The sequence below is a fragment of the Pseudochrobactrum mosebachae genome, assembly GCF_048914685.1.
In the GTDB taxonomy this organism is placed as follows: Bacteria; Pseudomonadota; Alphaproteobacteria; order Rhizobiales; family Rhizobiaceae; genus Pseudochrobactrum.
This window is the reverse complement of record NZ_CP128408.1, coordinates 2,961,285-2,977,293: the sequence shown is the minus strand read 5'-3', so window position 1 is coordinate 2,977,293 and position 16,009 is coordinate 2,961,285. Positions and strand designations below refer to the sequence as shown.

15 protein-coding genes are annotated in these 16,009 nt (G+C 49.8%); 8 read left to right on the top strand and 7 right to left on the bottom strand.

Features of this window, described 5'->3' with window-relative positions:
• Nucleotides 1-6: 6 nt before the first annotated feature.
• The 4 genes from MP213Fo_RS13500 to MP213Fo_RS13485 all read right to left on the bottom strand — a co-directional run bounded on the left by MP213Fo_RS13500 (nt 7) and on the right by MP213Fo_RS13485 (nt 5,109).
• The gene (locus MP213Fo_RS13500) at nt 7-1,167 is read right to left on the bottom strand and encodes an alpha-D-ribose 1-methylphosphonate 5-triphosphate diphosphatase (protein ID WP_421089484.1); all 1,161 of its coding nucleotides are present in this window, start codon (nt 1,165-1,167) and stop codon (nt 7-9) included.
• A gap of 126 nt (nt 1,168-1,293) precedes the next feature.
• Entirely contained in the window at nt 1,294-2,049 is a 756-nt protein-coding gene (locus MP213Fo_RS13495; protein WP_421089483.1) for a DUF1045 domain-containing protein, read from the bottom strand.
• Between the two features lie 527 nt (nt 2,050-2,576).
• Nucleotides 2,577-4,034: an NAD-dependent succinate-semialdehyde dehydrogenase gene (locus MP213Fo_RS13490; protein WP_421089482.1), complete on the bottom strand. Its 1,458-nt coding sequence runs from the start codon at nt 4,032-4,034 to the stop codon at nt 2,577-2,579.
• A 118-nt stretch (nt 4,035-4,152) separates the two neighbouring features.
• On the bottom strand, nt 4,153-5,109 hold the full coding sequence (locus MP213Fo_RS13485) for an AEC family transporter (protein ID WP_421089481.1): 957 nt from the start codon (nt 5,107-5,109) through the stop codon (nt 4,153-4,155).
• 327 nt (nt 5,110-5,436) lie between these two features.
• Between MP213Fo_RS13485 and MP213Fo_RS13480 the strand changes: the two genes are divergently transcribed.
• The 7 genes from MP213Fo_RS13480 to purB all read left to right on the top strand — a co-directional run bounded on the left by MP213Fo_RS13480 (nt 5,437) and on the right by purB (nt 12,837).
• On the top strand, nt 5,437-5,718 hold the full coding sequence (locus MP213Fo_RS13480) for an acyl carrier protein (protein ID WP_421089480.1): 282 nt from the start codon (nt 5,437-5,439) through the stop codon (nt 5,716-5,718).
• Nucleotides 5,719-5,928: 210 nt separating this feature from the next.
• Nucleotides 5,929-7,092: a beta-ketoacyl-ACP synthase gene (locus MP213Fo_RS13475; RefSeq protein WP_421089479.1), complete on the top strand. Its 1,164-nt coding sequence runs from the start codon at nt 5,929-5,931 to the stop codon at nt 7,090-7,092.
• A gap of 12 nt (nt 7,093-7,104) precedes the next feature.
• Complete coding sequence (locus tag MP213Fo_RS13470) at nt 7,105-8,379, top strand: beta-ketoacyl-ACP synthase (RefSeq protein WP_421089478.1); 1,275 nt, start codon at nt 7,105-7,107, stop codon at nt 8,377-8,379.
• A 58-nt stretch (nt 8,380-8,437) separates the two neighbouring features.
• Nucleotides 8,438-9,466: a zinc-binding dehydrogenase gene (locus tag MP213Fo_RS13465; protein WP_421089477.1), complete on the top strand. Its 1,029-nt coding sequence runs from the start codon at nt 8,438-8,440 to the stop codon at nt 9,464-9,466.
• 94 nt (nt 9,467-9,560) lie between these two features.
• Nucleotides 9,561-10,487, top strand: a complete 927-nt coding sequence (locus MP213Fo_RS13460) for a lipid A biosynthesis lauroyl acyltransferase (RefSeq protein WP_421089476.1) — start codon at nt 9,561-9,563, stop codon at nt 10,485-10,487.
• A 212-nt stretch (nt 10,488-10,699) separates the two neighbouring features.
• Nucleotides 10,700-11,377 (top strand): ribulose-phosphate 3-epimerase, encoded by a 678-nt coding sequence (gene rpe / locus MP213Fo_RS13455; RefSeq protein ID WP_421089475.1) that lies wholly within the window; start codon nt 10,700-10,702, stop codon nt 11,375-11,377.
• Nucleotides 11,378-11,526: 149 nt separating this feature from the next.
• Entirely contained in the window at nt 11,527-12,837 is a 1,311-nt protein-coding gene (gene purB, locus MP213Fo_RS13450) for an adenylosuccinate lyase (protein ID WP_421089474.1), read from the top strand.
• Nucleotides 12,838-12,900: 63 nt separating this feature from the next.
• Here purB and MP213Fo_RS13445 read toward each other — a convergent pair whose 3' ends face one another.
• The gene (locus tag MP213Fo_RS13445) at nt 12,901-13,707 is read right to left on the bottom strand and encodes a VOC family protein (RefSeq protein WP_421089473.1); all 807 of its coding nucleotides are present in this window, start codon (nt 13,705-13,707) and stop codon (nt 12,901-12,903) included.
• Nucleotides 13,708-13,946: 239 nt separating this feature from the next.
• Nucleotides 13,947-14,120, bottom strand: coding sequence for a hypothetical protein (locus MP213Fo_RS13440; protein WP_421089472.1), 174 nt, complete (start codon nt 14,118-14,120; stop codon nt 13,947-13,949).
• A gap of 395 nt (nt 14,121-14,515) precedes the next feature.
• Between MP213Fo_RS13440 and MP213Fo_RS13435 the strand changes: the two genes are divergently transcribed.
• Nucleotides 14,516-15,064, top strand: coding sequence for an RBBP9/YdeN family alpha/beta hydrolase (locus MP213Fo_RS13435; RefSeq protein WP_421089471.1), 549 nt, complete (start codon nt 14,516-14,518; stop codon nt 15,062-15,064).
• A 68-nt stretch (nt 15,065-15,132) separates the two neighbouring features.
• Here the strand turns inward: MP213Fo_RS13435 and MP213Fo_RS13430 are convergent, their stop codons facing one another.
• The gene (locus MP213Fo_RS13430) at nt 15,133-15,909 is read right to left on the bottom strand and encodes an HpcH/HpaI aldolase family protein (protein WP_421089470.1); all 777 of its coding nucleotides are present in this window, start codon (nt 15,907-15,909) and stop codon (nt 15,133-15,135) included.
• Between the last annotated feature and the right edge of the window lie 100 nt (nt 15,910-16,009).

Here is a 16,009-nt window from a genome sequence, read left to right as displayed (position 1 = left end):
CGGATCTCAACTCACGCGCTGCCCTTCGCGCCAAACCGAGCGCACCACCGGCATGTCCTCAATCACCTCAACGCGCACGAGATCAGCGCGCAGCCCTTGCGCAATTCTACCGCGATCATTGAAGCCAACCGCTTTTGCCGGATTAGCTGTGACCATACGGATCGCTTCTGGTAATGCAATATGCTCCACAGCCTGTGCAAGACTGAAAGCACCTTGCAACATGCTGAAAGGAATGTAATCCGACGAGATAATGTCGAGATAGCCTTTTTCAGCCAGCTCCAAGGCCGAGACATTACCGGAATGCGAGCCGCCACGCACCACATTTGGCCCGCCCATCATCACACCGATACCATTGGCATGTGAAGCTGCAGCCGCTGCCACAGTGGTCGGAAACTCCGCTACCGCAACACCATGGGATATTGATTCATCAACATGTGCCTCGGTTGCATCATCGTGACTGGCAAGCATAATGCCGTTGGCATGACAATGCGCGGCAATCAGCGTACGGTTTTTTGCAGAATTGCGCTGGGATTCACCAATGCGCCGGTCACAATAAGCTTTATAATCGTCGTCACTGAGTTTGTTTTTACGCATAAAATAGATGCGAAAAGATTCCATATCCGGAAATTGGCGCTGCCCCGGTGCATGGTCCATCAATGATACCAGCCGCACCCCTTTAGCATTGCGCATCCGCTCAAATGCCATCATGCAATCTTCAGAAGAAACTTCGCAGCGCAAATGCAGATAATGCTCGGCGCGCAAACGCCCAGCCTGCTGTGCAACCTGCACCGCATTGGCCAGAAGCAGCATGTCGTCAATCACCACTTCGCATTCGCCATCATGGCCAACACGCAGAGCATCAAACACTGTGGTGATACCCGATGATGCGATTTGGGCGTCATGTGCCTGCAATGCCGCAAGCGGGTTCCACCGCACCTTAGGGCGCGGCGCATAATGACCTTCCAGATGATCTGTATGTAATTCCACCAAACCCGGAATCAGATAATCGCTCTGCATATCCTTGCCATGAGCAGAGTTACCGGTGGAAATTTCAGCAATTTTACCGTCACGTAGCACAATAGTTCCGCTCACAACTTCATCACTCAGCACGATCCGCGCATTGGTCAAAACTGTTTCATGCAAGGATATTGGGTCTGGGGCGGACATGGTTTCTCTTATCATCATCAGGAATTACAGGACTGCTACGGATTACGCATAAATTGGAGCTGTGCGGCTGGCTCCGGATAGTTTGTTTGTTGCACTCTCGGGCCATCACCTTGATCCGGCGTGACTTTAAAAGGTTTGAGTAGCAAAAGCACCATTTGGCTGATTGGCGGCAATAATATTTTGTGCTGCAATCGCCTTACCTGTCAAAGGATGCAATGAATGAACCTCAAAACTAGCCCCTGCTTCCGATTCCGTAAACAGTGCAATATTGGCCATTTTGACCGGCTCATTGAGCACAGGAGCAAAAAAGTTCTCCAGAATGTCACGCACATGTGCCTGTTTTTCTTCGGCAACCGCGCCGGTCAGCGTCATATGAAACCGGAACTGGTCAAAAACGTAAGGATACCCCCATTGCTGAAGATTGCTGCGATGCACAGCATCAAGCTTCTCAGGTTTGCGCTTGGCCAGTTCCATTGCATTTAAAGGCGCCCGAAAACGTTCGAAATGCACCACCACATCATTGGCAAGCTGCTGCATTGGTGCACAAGGCTCCGAAGGAACCAGCGCGAAAAAAGGGCCGATCTGTTCCACTTTTAACGGCGGCAGCTGAACCGCCTGATAGCTGGAGGCAAAATGCATCATACAAGCTAAAAGATCATGCTCCTCATAGTCTTCATGCAGCCGGAAAGGCGCTTTAAGTGTAGCATGAAAACCGTAGCGGCGCGGCTCTGCGGTGAGCGCGTTAATTTCATCGCTGTTAATGCTGCCAATTTCAGGTCTGCGTACCACCATACCGTTAAAGGCATTACGACCCAGCCAGTTTGCCGCTACCCGCAATAGCGGGTCATGGGCTGATGGCGAAAAATAAATTCCGTAGCGCATTAAATTTCCTTTTCACAGGTTTACGAACCAGACAATATGACAGTGTCAGATCACCTTGCTCGATAACAGGCCTGCTAATGCGGGTTCTATAGCCGCAGATTTCGCATCTAATATGACAAATCGCTGAAAATACCGCCGAATATTTTACAGGCATTAAAACTCACCGGCTATGTCTTTATAAAACACTTTAATAAATGACGATAAATAAGTGTTTTAAAAGACTTAATTATAATCTCGGCTAAAGATAGTACAGGTGAAAAGAATTTCCATAGCTGGTAAAGCCAACAGGATGAAACAATCTCTTTTTAGAGTGGCTCAGAAAAAGTGAGGACCGGTTTTCCGTTCGAAACTGCATTTAAACAACCAGCTAGAGCGGGTAACATTCAGGTTGGATCGCAGCATTCGCCCGAGATTTTTGTGTCTTCGCATTGTCTTATCTATCAAGTTAAATCAACCTGATAATCAAATGCTCTCGTCAGGTGGCAGACCATCAGCCCCGCCACCTGATATTTTATTTATTCGCGTATTTAAAGGCCCAAACCACCAAGGCAAACATATTTGGTATCGAGGTAATCCTCAATGCCCTGATGTCCGCCCTCTTTGCCAAGTCCGGATTCTTTCATGCCGCCAAACGGCGCTTCAACGGTAGAAATCAGCCCTTCATTCACACCGACCAGCCCATATTTAAGCCCTTCCATAACCCGGAAAGCTCGTCCAAGATCCTGCGTATAGAAATAGCAGGCAAGGCCGTATTCGGTATTATTGGCAAGCTCGATCACTTCATCTTCTGAGCGGAATTTATACACCGGTGCGACCGGGCCAAAAATCTCTTCCTTGGTAAAGCGCATCCGCGGCTTGGCATCTGCAATCACTGTCGGTTCAAAATATGAACCGCCCAGCGCATGGCGCTTACCGCCGGTGACAATGCGCCCGCCCTTCTTTTCAGCATCCGCAATAAACTCTTCAACCTTCTCAACCGCTTTCATATCAATCAGCGGGCCTTGTTGTGTGCCGTCTTCAAGACCATTGCCAACTTTTAGCTGCTCAACCGCTTCGGTGAACTTCTCGATAAAGCGGTTATAGATTTTCGATTGTACGAAAAAGCGGTTGGTGCAAACACAGGTCTGCCCGGAATTGCGGAATTTTGCCGCAATCGCACCGGCCACTGCACGATCGAGATCAGCATCATCAAAGACGATGAAAGGTGCATTACCACCAAGCTCCATCGATACTTTTTTAACGGTGCCTGCGGTCTGCTTCATTAATAGTTTGCCGATCTCTGTAGAGCCCGTAAAAGTCAGTTTGCGCACCAGCGCATTACGTGTGATTTCGCCGCCGATTTCACTGGCAGAGCCGGTCACAATATTGACCACACCTGCCGGAATGCCTGCCTCTTCACACAGCAAGCCCCATGCGAGACCTGAATATGGCGTTTGTGTTGCCGGTTTAACCACAATTGTACAACCGGAGGCCAGCGCCGGTCCGATTTTACGTGCCAGCATTGATGACGGAAAATTCCACGGTGTAATCGCCGCAACCACGCCCACAGGCTCCTTGGTCACCATAATCCGGCGATCTGCCCATGGTGAGGGTACAATATCGCCATACATGCGGCGGGCCTCTTCTGCATACCACAGAATATAAGCAGCAGAACTTGCCACCTCACCTTTAGATTCGGCCAGAGATTTGCCCTGCTCCATGGTCAGCACTTCAGCCAGCGCATCCTGATTGGCTAAAATCAGATCATGCAGCTTGCGCATTTTTTGTGCGCGTTCATTGGCTGTGGTTTTGCGCCAGCTTTTAAAGGCCGCAGCGGCAGCATCAATTGCGCGCGCTGTTTCTGCCTTACCGGATTTTGGAATTGTACCTATAATTTTATTGCTGGCCGGATTGATCACATCAATCGTTGCGCCGCTATCGGCTGCCAGCCATTGACCGTCAATCAGATTAGCCTGTTTGATAAACCGGTTGCCGTTCTCCGCCATAGTCTCTCTCCCTCAGTCGATGCATGTTCCTTTCCTCAAAAGAACATGCCCATAAATTTCCCGCAGCGATGAAGCGGCGCCGCCTCTGCAAAGTCAAGTCCTGAGCGCTAAAAAGCACTCATCCCCATACCGCTTGTGTGAGGCTGATCCATAAAGCCAGCGATAAAATTGAACCTGCGGTGGTAATAACCATTGAGCCCGAAGACAGGCTTTGCCCGACTCCGAATCGCGTTGCGATCACATAAGTATTAACGCCGTTAGGCAGTGCAGCCGCAGCCACAGCCACTTTAGCCATCAATGGCGGCAGACCCAAAGCCCATGCCAGTGCAAAAACAATCGCCGGCATCACCATCAGCTTGAGTGATGCATTGACTGTAGCCGCAATTACATTGCCGGAAAGCCCGAATTTCTGCAGCCCCATACCCATAGCAAACAATGCCAAGGGCCCTGAAACCCCTGCCACCAATGAAATCGCCTGCATTGGAATATCAGGGACTGTTACACCAGAAACCCGCACCAGCCAGCCACTGAGGATACCGATTACTAAAGGGTTTTTAAGCAGTGAAATCACAAACTTACGGATGGTCTCTGACCAGACGACATCGCCTGTTACCACACCATCTTTGCGTAGCGCCCACTCATAGAGCAACAGCGAAGCCCCCATCATCAGCGGCATATGAATACTGATGATCAGGGAGATGATAACCAGCCCCTCCTGCCCGTAAACACTGAGTACCAGCGGCATCCCCAGAAAGACCAGATTTGAAAACGATCCTGTGACGCCAGCGACCACACCTGTGCGTCGGTCGCGGTCAAAAAGCGCTCTGATAACGCAATGCGACAGCGTCCACACAATGACAACACCGCTAAAATAAGCGAGCCACAGCCCCCATGGGCTACCAGAGGAGAAATCTGAGGTCAGCATTGTGCTGAACAGCAACAGCGGTGAAGACACGACAAAAACAAACTCAGACAGGCCGTCACCAGTAGATTCGCTCAGTAGTCTCAATCGTGCCATTACATAACCCAGCATGATAATGCTGAAGATGATTGTAATTGTGCCAGCGAGTCCCATATTTCACCACATGCATTTGTCATTAGCAGCCACGACACTGCTCACATAACAGCGTTGATTGTGACGTTATTTATATTATTAATATAAATCGACAAACTTCTGCTGATTTCTTCATAAATATACGTGATATGACAGGTCAATAAATTCAAAAGCCGCACATGCTGGTACCGCAATTTTATTGCAAACGGTAAGTCTGTCTTTATGTGCATATTTATAGGTAGCGACTAAATAGGGAATATATCTTTCCCTTTCATGCGAAAAACGCTAGACACGCCCTGATTACACAACGACGCCTGCTGGTTCGGGCTTTATACAAGGATTTTCTAATTGTCCTCAACTTTTGACAAAGTAGCCGATATTATTGCTGAAACCAGTGAAATTGATCGTGCATCCATCACACCAGAGAGCCACACAATTGACGATCTGGGCATTGATAGCCTTGATTTTCTTGATATCGTTTTCGCGATTGATAAAGAGTTCGGCATCAAGATTCCGCTGGAACAGTGGACTCAGGAAGTTAACGAAGGCAAAGCTGATACAGAAGCCTATTTCGTTTTGAAGAATCTCTGTGCGAAAATTGACGAACTCGTTGCAGCCAAACAGGCTTAAGTTTTAAAATAAAGACGCGCAGTCGTGCTATAAAAGCATACCGCGCGTCTTTTATTGCTGATGACAATAAATTGACCGCCGCTTAATGCGGCTTTTGTCATTATTATATACAGCACTCTTATACAGCCGCCTGAACAGACCCGGTTTTACCACACTGTTCCGGTTATCCGTTCTCTGGATATATAACGACCAAAATTAAGCGAGCAGTTCATGCATAGCAAAAAAGTTCTCATCACCGGCATTGGCCTTATCACCTCTCTTGGTGAAGGCGTTGAAACCCATTGGGCAATCCTCAATGGCGACACACCGCAGCCAAAGCTCGATACCGAGAATTTCGCTCCTTATACGGTTCATCCGTTAGGTGAGGTTGACTGGTCGCAACAAATTCCAAAACGCTCCGACCAGCGCCAGATGGAAACATGGCAGCGCCTCGGCACCTATGCCGCCGGTCTTGCTTTGCAGGATGCCGGTATTAAAGACAATGCCGAGCTTTGCTCGACAATGGATATGATCGTGAGCGCCGGTGGCGGCGAACGCGATATCAGTGTCGATACACAAATTTTGGGCGAAGCACGCGGCAATAATAATCCTGGCATTTTGCTCAATGAAAAGCTCTCCACAGAACTACGCCCGACGCTGTTTCTGGCGCAGCTTTCCAATCTGCTCGCCGGCAATATTTCTATCGTTCATAAAGTTACCGGTTCATCACGCACTTTCATGGGCGAAGAAGGATCAGGCATTTCCGCAGTTGAAACCGCAGCTGCACGTATCCGCACCGGCCAGAGCACCCATGCGCTTGTCGGCGGCTCTTACAATGCAGAGCATTTTGATATGTTGCTTGGTCACGAACTTGGCGGCTATCTCAAATCTGACGGCTGGGCACCAGTCTGGTCGCGTGAGAGTTCTGCCGGTGGCGGCATGATCACCGGTTCCGGCGGTATTTTTCTTGTTCTTGAAGAGGCCGAGCATGCGCAGGCCCGTGGCGCACGCGCCTATGGTGAAATTGCATCGATCACCTCCGGCCAGATCCGCCGTGAGACACAAGACCTCACCACAGCGATTGCTGATCTGATAGAAGATAACAGTTTCGTGGTTAGCGGTGCATCAGGCGCGCATAAACCGACGACTGCAGAAAAAGCAGCTTTAACCACAAAGAATGCCAGCTATCGCGGTGTATCCAGCCTGTTTGGCCATATGCGTGAAAGCCAGTTTCCGCTGGCCTTGGCGCTTGCCGCACTCAGCGTCTGGAAGGGTGAAGCATTTGCACCTTTTACAGGCGATGAGCCAGCCCGTAACGGCGCGCTTACCAGCGCAACAGCATTGACCATCGGAGCTGCGCGCTCTGAAGGTGCTGCAAAAATCATCAAAGTTTGATCGGAGGTCATCATGTCAAAATTTACCGATCATCTCGGCCGCCCGATTGTCGCCATCACCGGTGCAGGCGTTGTGTCACCGCTGGGAACCGGCAAGGAAGATAACTGGAAAGCCCTCACCGGCGGCCAGTCCGGCATTCACGAGATCACCCGTTTTCCAACGGAAAACCTGCGTACACGCATTGCCGGTACCGTGGATTTTCTGGCTGAAAGCACGCAAGGCGCCTCCGCATTGTCTGAGAAACTGGCTCAACTTGCCGGTGAAGAAGCCATTGCCCAATCCGGTCTGTCAGTGACAGATTTCGGCGGCCCGCTATTTCTTGCAGCTCCGCCCGTTGAACTCGACTGGAAAAGTCGCTTTGCACTGGATGCTCTGGTCTCTGGTCAGGGCGCGCCAAGCTATCAGTTACTGCTCGAAGCCTGCCGTAAAAACCCGCGTATGAACGAATTTAACACCACGCAATTCGGCTTCATTGCCGAGCGTCTGGCTGAAATTTTCGGCACACGCGGTTTGCCGGTAACGCTTTCTACAGCCTGTGCATCAGGTGCCACAGCTATTCAGCTTGGTGTTGAAGCCATTCGTCGTGGTGAGAGCAACCGCGTATTGGCGATCGGCACCGATGGTTCTGTATCAGCAGAATCACTGATCCGCTTCTCGCTGCTCTCGGCTCTTTCCACCCAGAATGAACAGCCGCATAAAGCGTCCAAGCCATTCAGCAAGGATCGCGACGGTTTCTCGATGGCTGAGGGTTCCGGCGCATTGGTAATGGAATCGCTGGAAAGCGCCATTGCACGCGGTGCTAAAATTCTTGGTATTCTCAAAGGCTGCGGTGAAAAGGCTGATGATTTCCATCGTACCCGCTCAAGCCCGGATGCTTCACCGGCTATTGCTACAGTGCGTGCAGCACTTGATGATGCGGGTCTGACGATTGACGATATCAGCTATGTGAATGCTCATGGCACATCGACCCCTGAAAACGACAAGATGGAATATCTGACCCTGTCTTCCGTATTTGGTGACAAGATCAGTTCCATTCCGGTATCGTCCAACAAGTCGATGATCGGCCACACTCTGACTGCTGCCGGTGCGATTGAAGCGGTGTTCTCGCTCCTGACAATCCAGACCGGAACTTTGCCGCCAACCATTAATTATGACAATCCTGATCCGGCTATTCCACTTGATGTGGTGCCGAATGTTAAACGGGATGCCAATGTTACCGCTATTTTGTCGAACTCCTTCGGCTTTGGCGGACAGAATGCCAGCCTTGTGGTTGCGGCGCATCAATAAGCGCGCAACTCCTCATAGGCATATAACGGCACTGAGATAATAAGGATAAAACGACACTATGCGCGCATTACAGCTTCTTGATGACCGCCGTTTGGAAATCACCGATATTCCGGCACCTGAAAAGCCGGGTTTTGGTGAAGTTACCGTCAATATTAAAGCGGTTGCCCTCAACCATATCGACGTATGGGGCTGGCGCGGCATGGCTTTTGCCAAGCGCAAAATGCCGCTGGTGATCGGTGCGGAAGCTTCAGGCGTAGTTACCGCAATCGGTGAAGGCGTATCCAACGTCTTGCCGGGGCAGCTGGTGTCAATTTATGGTGCACGCACCTGTGGTCTTTGCAAAGCCTGCCGTGAAGGCCGCGACAATCTTTGCGAGCATGTCTCCGGTGTACATGGTTTCCATCTTGATGGTTTTGCCTGTGAAGCAGTTAACCTGCCTGCACGTTTGCTGATCCCTGCGCCTCCGGGTGTGGATGCTATTGGCGCAGCCGTTGCACCTGTCACATTCGGCACGGTTGAGCATATGCTGTTCGACAATGCAAAGCTTCAGCCAGGCGAGAGCATTCTCATTCAGGCCGGTGGCTCCGGCATCGGTACAGCTGCTATTCAGCTTGCCAAAAAAATGGGCTGCACAGTTTACACAACCGTTGGTTCTGACGATAAGATCGAAAAAGCCAAAGCACTTGGTGCTGATTACGTCATCAATTACCGTGAAGACCGTTTTGAGGGTGTTATGCGTAAGCTCACCAAGAAAAAGGGTGTCGACGTGGTATTTGAGCATGTGGGCGCTGATACTTGGGCAGGCTCGATGCTGTCGCTCAAACGCGGTGGTCGTCTGGTTACCTGTGGCTCAACCTCCGGTGTTTCTACCAGCATGAATCTGATGATGCTGTTTCAGCAGCAGCTCAAAATCCTCGGCTCATTTGGTTGCCGCATGGAAAATATGGCTGATGCGATGCAGAAAATGGCGCAGGGCGTTGTTCATCCGGTGATTGATACGGTTGTTGGCTTTGACCAGATTGACAGTGTATTGAAGCGTATGGAAAGCCGCGATGTGTTTGGCAAGATCATTCTGACCATCGACTGATCTGCCTGTTCAAATCGTGTTGAAATGCATATTTTATAACAGCGCCCTGTGCTTTGATGCGCAGGCGCTGTAAGTTTTTAAAGACCTGAGAGTAGTGATGTTCAAGCTGAAACTTCTTGCGTTCAAATATTGGCAAAAACTTAAAATTGCCAATTACTGGCTGTGGGCGCAGGCAGTGTTTATTTTGCTTGCATTGTTGCGGCTGTTACCAGCCAAAGCTGCCATCCGCTTTTCAGCCTGGTTTGCCCGTAAATTCGGCCCTATGACTTCCCGTCATAAAGTGGCAACCCGTAACCTCGCGAATGCCTATCCTGAAAAATCACAGGAAGAAATAGAAGCAATCGCTCTGGAAATGTGGGACAGCATGGCGCGGCTGTTTGCGGAATATGTATTTCTTGACGCGATCTTTGATTTTGATCCGGATGCAAAAGAGGCCGGTCTTGTCGAGGTTGAGGGCGAAGAGATTTTTCGCCGCCTGCTTGATGAAAAAAAGCCGCATATTTTCTTTACCGCCCATACCGGTAATTTTGAACTCCTGCCGATTTGCGCGGCCACTTTCGGTCTGAATGTTACCGCGCTTTTCCGTCCGCCGAATAATCCTTATATTGCCCGTAAGGTGCTGAAAGCCCGCCATACCAATATGGGTCATTTGGTGCCGTCCAAAGCCGGTGCGGCTTGGTCACTGGCTGCGGTGCTCGGCAAGGATGACAATGTCGGCATGCTGGTTGACCAGAAATTTGCCCGCGGTGTGCCAAGCACATTTTTCAACCAGCCGGTGAAAACCAATCCGCTATTGGCAAAGCTAGCGCGCCAGTATGATTGCGATGTTTACCCTGCCCGCTGCATCCGTTTGCCCGGTGGCCGCTATCGTCTGGAATTGTCAGAGGCTATGGAACTCCCGCGCGATGAGACCGGTCAGGTTGATATTACCGCCACTGCACAGCTGCTCAACGATACCGTTGAGAGCTGGGTACGTGAATATCCGGGTCAATGGATGTGGTTTCATAAACGCTGGGGATGATGTGACGTTTTTGTCATCCATCCCCACATAAACTTGTATGCGTGCTGCTGTCATGCTAGAGGGTTTTTACTTTTTTGAAGCAGGAAAACCGCTCTATCTGGTTGTTTAAACGCAGTTTCGGACGGAAAACCGGTTCCCACTTTTCCTGAAACTGCTCTAACCGCATCAAAATGGAATAAAGCCTGCTCAACTTGCAAAACAAGGATTTGCTGATGTCCCGCCCGATACTTATCGCTCCATCCATTCTCGCTTCTGACTTTTCCAAGCTTGGTCAGGAAATCAAAGATGTGGTTGCGGCCGGTGCAGACTGGATTCATATTGATGTGATGGACGGTCATTTCGTTCCGAATATCACTTTTGGTCCTGATGTGGTCAAGGCTATTCGCCCGCACACTGATGCGGTGTTTGACACCCATCTGATGATTGCGCCTTGCGATCCGTATCTGGAAGCGTTTGCAAAAGCAGGTTCAGATATCATCACCATTCATGCCGAGGCTGGCCCTCACCTGCACCGCTCATTACAGGCCATTCGGGCATTGGGCAAAAAAGCCGGTGTTGCGCTTAATCCCGGCACCCCTGCATCCGCGCTGGAAAGCGTGATTGATGATGTTGATCTCATTCTGGTGATGACAGTTAATCCGGGCTTTGGCGGCCAGAAATTCATCACCTCCATGTTGCCAAAGATTGAACAGGTTAATGCGCTTATCGGCAATCGTCCGATTGATCTGCAGATTGATGGCGGTGTTACCGCTGACAATGCAGGTGCCGCAGCAAAAGCCGGCGCTAATTCGCTGGTTGCTGGTTCTGCAATTTATAAAGCCGGTAACCTTGAAGGCTACCGTACCAATGTTGATGCCATTCGCAAAGCGGCCGAACAAAGCCGCGCTTGATGTGACAATAACAGGCGGGAAAGTATTTTAGGAAATGTGGCAACCGGTTTTCCGTAAAAAATACGCAAAAAGAACGCAATATCCGCCTGAAATTTTAAAAACGACCGGTTAACCGGTCATCCCCGTCTAGTACACTTTAGGAAACGCACATGATCCCGCGCTATTCCCGCCCCGAAATGGTCGCCATCTGGTCGCCGGAAACCAAATTCCGCATCTGGTTTGAAATCGAAGCTCATGCCTGCGATGCACTTGCTGAAATCGGCGTTATCCCGAAAGAAGCTGCCAAAACGATCTGGGAAAAAGGCGGCGCGGCACAATTTGACGTAGCGCGCATTGATGAGATCGAAGCTGTCACCAAACATGACGTGATTGCATTCCTGACCCATCTTGCTGAATTTGTTGGCCCGGACTCCCGCTTCATCCATCAGGGCATGACCTCTTCAGACGTGCTCGACACCTGCTTCAACGTGCAATTGATGCGCGCCAGTGATCTGTTACTTGCAGATCTCGACAAGCTTTTGGCAGCACTTAAAACCCGCGCTTATGAGCATAAAGACACAATTACCATTGGCCGCAGCCATGGTATTCATGCTGAACCAATCACATTCGGCGTAAAAATGGCTCTGGCCTATGCCGAATTTGAACGCTGCCGTGCCCGCCTCGTTGCTGCGCGTGAAGAAATCGCCACCTGCGCCATTTCCGGTGCTGTCGGCACATTCGCCAATATTGATCCGCGCGTTGAAGAGCATGTTGCCAAAGCACTCGGCATGCAGGCTGAGCCGGTGTCCACGCAGGTTATTCCGCGTGACCGTCATGCCATGTATTTCTCGGTTCTGGCGGTTATTGCCTCTTCTGTTGAACGCCTGTCGGTTGAAATCCGTCATTTGCAGCGCACCGAAGTCCTGGAAGCAGAAGAATATTTCTCACCGGGTCAAAAAGGCTCATCGGCAATGCCGCATAAGCGCAATCCGGTTTTAACCGAAAATCTGACCGGTCTTGCCCGTATGGTGCGTTCAATGGCACTGCCAGCGATGGAAAACGTGGCTCTGTGGCATGAGCGCGATATTTCGCACTCATCCGTTGAGCGCATGATCGGCCCGGATGCTACAGTAACCCTCGACTTCGCCCTCGCCCGTTTGACCGGTGTGATTGAGAAGCTGCTGGTTTATCCTGAAAACATGATGAACAATCTGAATAAGTTCCGCGGTCTGGTGCATTCGCAACGCGTGCTGCTGGCGCTCACACAGGCTGGTGTATCGCGTGAGGATTCCTATCGTCTGGTTCAGCGCAATGCCATGAAGGTGTGGGAACAGGGCAAGGATTTCCTTGAAGAACTTCTGGCGGATACTGAAGTGCGTGCAGCACTCTCGGAAGAGCAAATCCGTGAGAAGTTTGATCTGGCCTATCACACCAAACATATCGATACGATTTTTAACCGCGTGTTTCACACGCAAAAGTAATAAGTCTGCGTTTAATTGGCACATTTTTAAACCCCGCGCTGGCGACAGCGCGGGGTTTTTTAATTAAATCTTTTCGATACGGATTTCATTACCCCAAGGGTCGTTAACCACCCGCGATTGCACATCACGGCTATCGTTCATCTGGACAAAAGACAGCCCGCTGCGATCCTTATCGCGCTTAGCGGCACCGGCGCTTTGCCAGATATTATTAGCAATATGGTGGTGGTAACCCCCGGATGACAAAAACACTGCTTTAGAGCCATATTTGGCTACAGTTTCAAAATCCAATTCATCATGCCACCAATCTGCGGCTGGTGAAATCTGGCCAACCCGCAAATGCACATGGCCAACCACCGTGCCGTCTGGTGCAAAACTCCATTCAGCGGGATCATTGTTCAATTCGCTTAAAATCCCGTTCAAATCCATAGCCTCGGTAACCATATGAACTTGCTGGTCTTTCCACTGCCATTGGTTCTGGGAGCGGTCGGTATAAATTTCAATACCGTTACCATCAGGATCATTGAGGTAAACCGCTTCACTCACCGCATGGTCAGAGGCACCGGCAACCGGTAATTGCTTATCAATTGCACGTCTTATCCAGCGCGCAAGATCAACACGCTTCGGCAGCAAAAATGCAGTATGAAACAAACCGGCACTGTGCGGATCATCATCCCTCACTGCAGAAGATTGCTCAATTTCCAGCAATTCACGGCCACCAGCGCCCAGAATAATTGAAGCATCACGGCGTGCGAGTTCTCGCAACCCCACAATCTCCTGATAATATTTTGCAAGTGTTTCAGCATCGCGCGATTTCAGGCCAACACGGTCCACATAGGTCGGGCGGGTAACAGCAAAAGGCAATTCAGTCATAGTCTCTTCCTTCGTCCTGCACCGCATAACGATCTGCTTATGCTACAAAGCAGGAAAAGCGGTTACTTTCACATAACCTATACATCGCGCTAACAACGCGTATCCGCAATGCATAGCCCAGCAAACACGCTGTTCAACTATTGTGCAACAATAACCGGAATTCTCACAAAATTGTCCACCACATAAAGACAATAAAAAACCCCGCGAACGGGGTTAAATTTAATGGATCATTGAAAATATCAATTTGCAGGATGCGTAGCCCCCATGTAACAAAACGGTTTCAATGCTCCCTGGCTATCACAATGCTCGCGCGCGCGACAAGCAACAGGATCATCAGCAAATACACATGCATAAGCACCAGTAACATTGAAAAGAACCATGGCAACAAGGCCGGTAAAAATAATCTTTCTCATAATAAATCTCCCAATTATAATTCTTAAATTAAATGTTTTGAATTTTGACCGGTATAATGTAGCGGTAACATTTTCTATTAAAGCATTTGAATATGCAGTCATCTTGACATTAAAAAGCCCTTGTGAAGAAACCTAGGGCTTTTTTGAAAACAGTTTATTCTCAATCATTATAGTTTCCATAATTGACCATAATTGGCATAAATAATTATGCTTTGTACTGGATAAGTCCGTTACATACTGTTGCCTTGATATAGAATTGATCGACCTCGACACAGATCGCTGAACGCGATACCAAGGTTGCAATCGAGATCAAATGAAACACGCTGCCTAAAACCTCCGCGATAATAAATTTCCGAGGCTGATTGCAGCATATAAAGTGAAAACAATAGCTGATCATGAAAGTTAAAGACGCAGAAATCCTCATCATCCCCGGCTACACCAATTCAGGTCCGGATCACTGGCAATCGCGGTGGGAGCAGAAGCTTTCAACGGCGCGCCGCGTTGAGCAGGCCGAATGGTCCAAACCAGTGCGTGACGATTGGGTTGCCTCGCTGGTCAAGCATATTGATGAAGCGCAAAAGCCTGTCGTGCTGGTTGCGCATTCTCTGGGTGTGCCAACAGCGCTTCATGCCCTGCCTTATATTAAAAACAAGATTGCCGGTGGCTTTTTCGTGGCCCCGCCGGATGTGCTGGATGATACGATCCGCCCGAAACATTTGATGACTTTTGGCCCTTATCCGCGTGAGAAGCTGCAATTTCCGTCATTGGTCATTGCCAGCCGCAATGATCCGTTTTCAAAATATGAAGCTGCTGAAGATATCGCTAATGCGTGGGGCTCACTTTTGATTGATGCCGGAGAATCCGGCCATATCAACGCTGAATCCGGCCACGGCCCATGGCCTGAAGGCACAATGGTCTTCTCACAATTCCTGTCAAAACTATAAAAATGCACCAATAGCAGTCCCGATGGCAGATAAGCTACCTTCATCGGGACTGCTATAATCAAAGCGGATTATTTGGCATTCCACGCATCAAGCATGGTCGCGGCGCCTGCCATTAGATAGCCCTTGTCTGAGGCAAGCGTGATCAGGTTGAAGCCCAACACCTGATAGCGCATGGCAAAATTGATGTCAGGGGCATAAATACCGGCCAACTTGTTACTGGCCGCAGCTTTTTTAGCAATCTGTGTCAATGGCTCCACAATCGCTTCGGAAAACGGATTTGCTTCACGGCCATTGCTCCACGCGATCGAAAAATCTGCAGGCCCCACAAATACCCCATCGATACCGCGCACAGCTAATATCGAATCGAGTGCCTCATAGGCGGCACGGGTTTCAATCATCGCAAAACTCAGCGTTTCCTGATTGGCCGCCAGCAAATAATCGTTGGAACCCGGTTGCCCATAGCCAATCTCGCTGCGCACAGGGCCCCATGAGCGTTCACCCACAGGCGGGTATTTCATTGCAGCCGCAAATGCTCTGGCTTCTTCAGCTGAATTAATCATCGGGGCAATCACTGCATTGGCACCAAAATCCAGCACACGGCTGGCCACATCAAAGCGCCCAACGGGAATACGCACAATTGCCGGCTTGCCGGCAGCTTTAACAACGCCAATACCTTGGCAAATGCTGCTCTCACTATGCGCCCCATGCTGCATATCCATCGTCACCGCATCAAAGCTCATGCTGCTGATCGTTTCCAGCAACAGCGGTTCAGAGAATGTGCTCCATGCTGAGCGTATTGTACCACCCGAACGCAGTGCAGTGGCAAAAGAAGTAGATGACGTCATAAATGCACCTGTCAGATAGCAAAAAACGGGATAATCAGCAGTTTACATATATTAGAAACTTTAGAAAACATGTCGTAATAAAAAAGCCGCGCGATATAAT

Coding starts and splice junctions, on each gene's coding strand:
- MP213Fo_RS13500 (WP_421089484.1), bottom strand. CDS start 1,167: ATGTCCGCCCCAGACCCAATATCCTTGCATGAAACAGTTTTGACCAAT.
- MP213Fo_RS13495 (WP_421089483.1), bottom strand. CDS start 2,049: ATGCGCTACGGAATTTATTTTTCGCCATCAGCCCATGACCCGCTATTG.
- MP213Fo_RS13490 (WP_421089482.1), bottom strand. CDS start 4,034: ATGGCGGAGAACGGCAACCGGTTTATCAAACAGGCTAATCTGATTGAC.
- MP213Fo_RS13485 (WP_421089481.1), bottom strand. CDS start 5,109: ATGGGACTCGCTGGCACAATTACAATCATCTTCAGCATTATCATGCTG.
- MP213Fo_RS13475 (WP_421089479.1), top strand. CDS start 5,929: ATGCATAGCAAAAAAGTTCTCATCACCGGCATTGGCCTTATCACCTCT.
- MP213Fo_RS13470 (WP_421089478.1), top strand. CDS start 7,105: ATGTCAAAATTTACCGATCATCTCGGCCGCCCGATTGTCGCCATCACC.
- MP213Fo_RS13465 (WP_421089477.1), top strand. CDS start 8,438: ATGCGCGCATTACAGCTTCTTGATGACCGCCGTTTGGAAATCACCGAT.
- rpe (WP_421089475.1), top strand. CDS start 10,700: ATGTCCCGCCCGATACTTATCGCTCCATCCATTCTCGCTTCTGACTTT.
- purB (WP_421089474.1), top strand. CDS start 11,527: ATGATCCCGCGCTATTCCCGCCCCGAAATGGTCGCCATCTGGTCGCCG.
- MP213Fo_RS13445 (WP_421089473.1), bottom strand. CDS start 13,707: ATGACTGAATTGCCTTTTGCTGTTACCCGCCCGACCTATGTGGACCGT.
- MP213Fo_RS13440 (WP_421089472.1), bottom strand. CDS start 14,120: ATGAGAAAGATTATTTTTACCGGCCTTGTTGCCATGGTTCTTTTCAAT.
- MP213Fo_RS13435 (WP_421089471.1), top strand. CDS start 14,516: ATGAAAGTTAAAGACGCAGAAATCCTCATCATCCCCGGCTACACCAAT.
- MP213Fo_RS13430 (WP_421089470.1), bottom strand. CDS start 15,909: ATGACGTCATCTACTTCTTTTGCCACTGCACTGCGTTCGGGTGGTACA.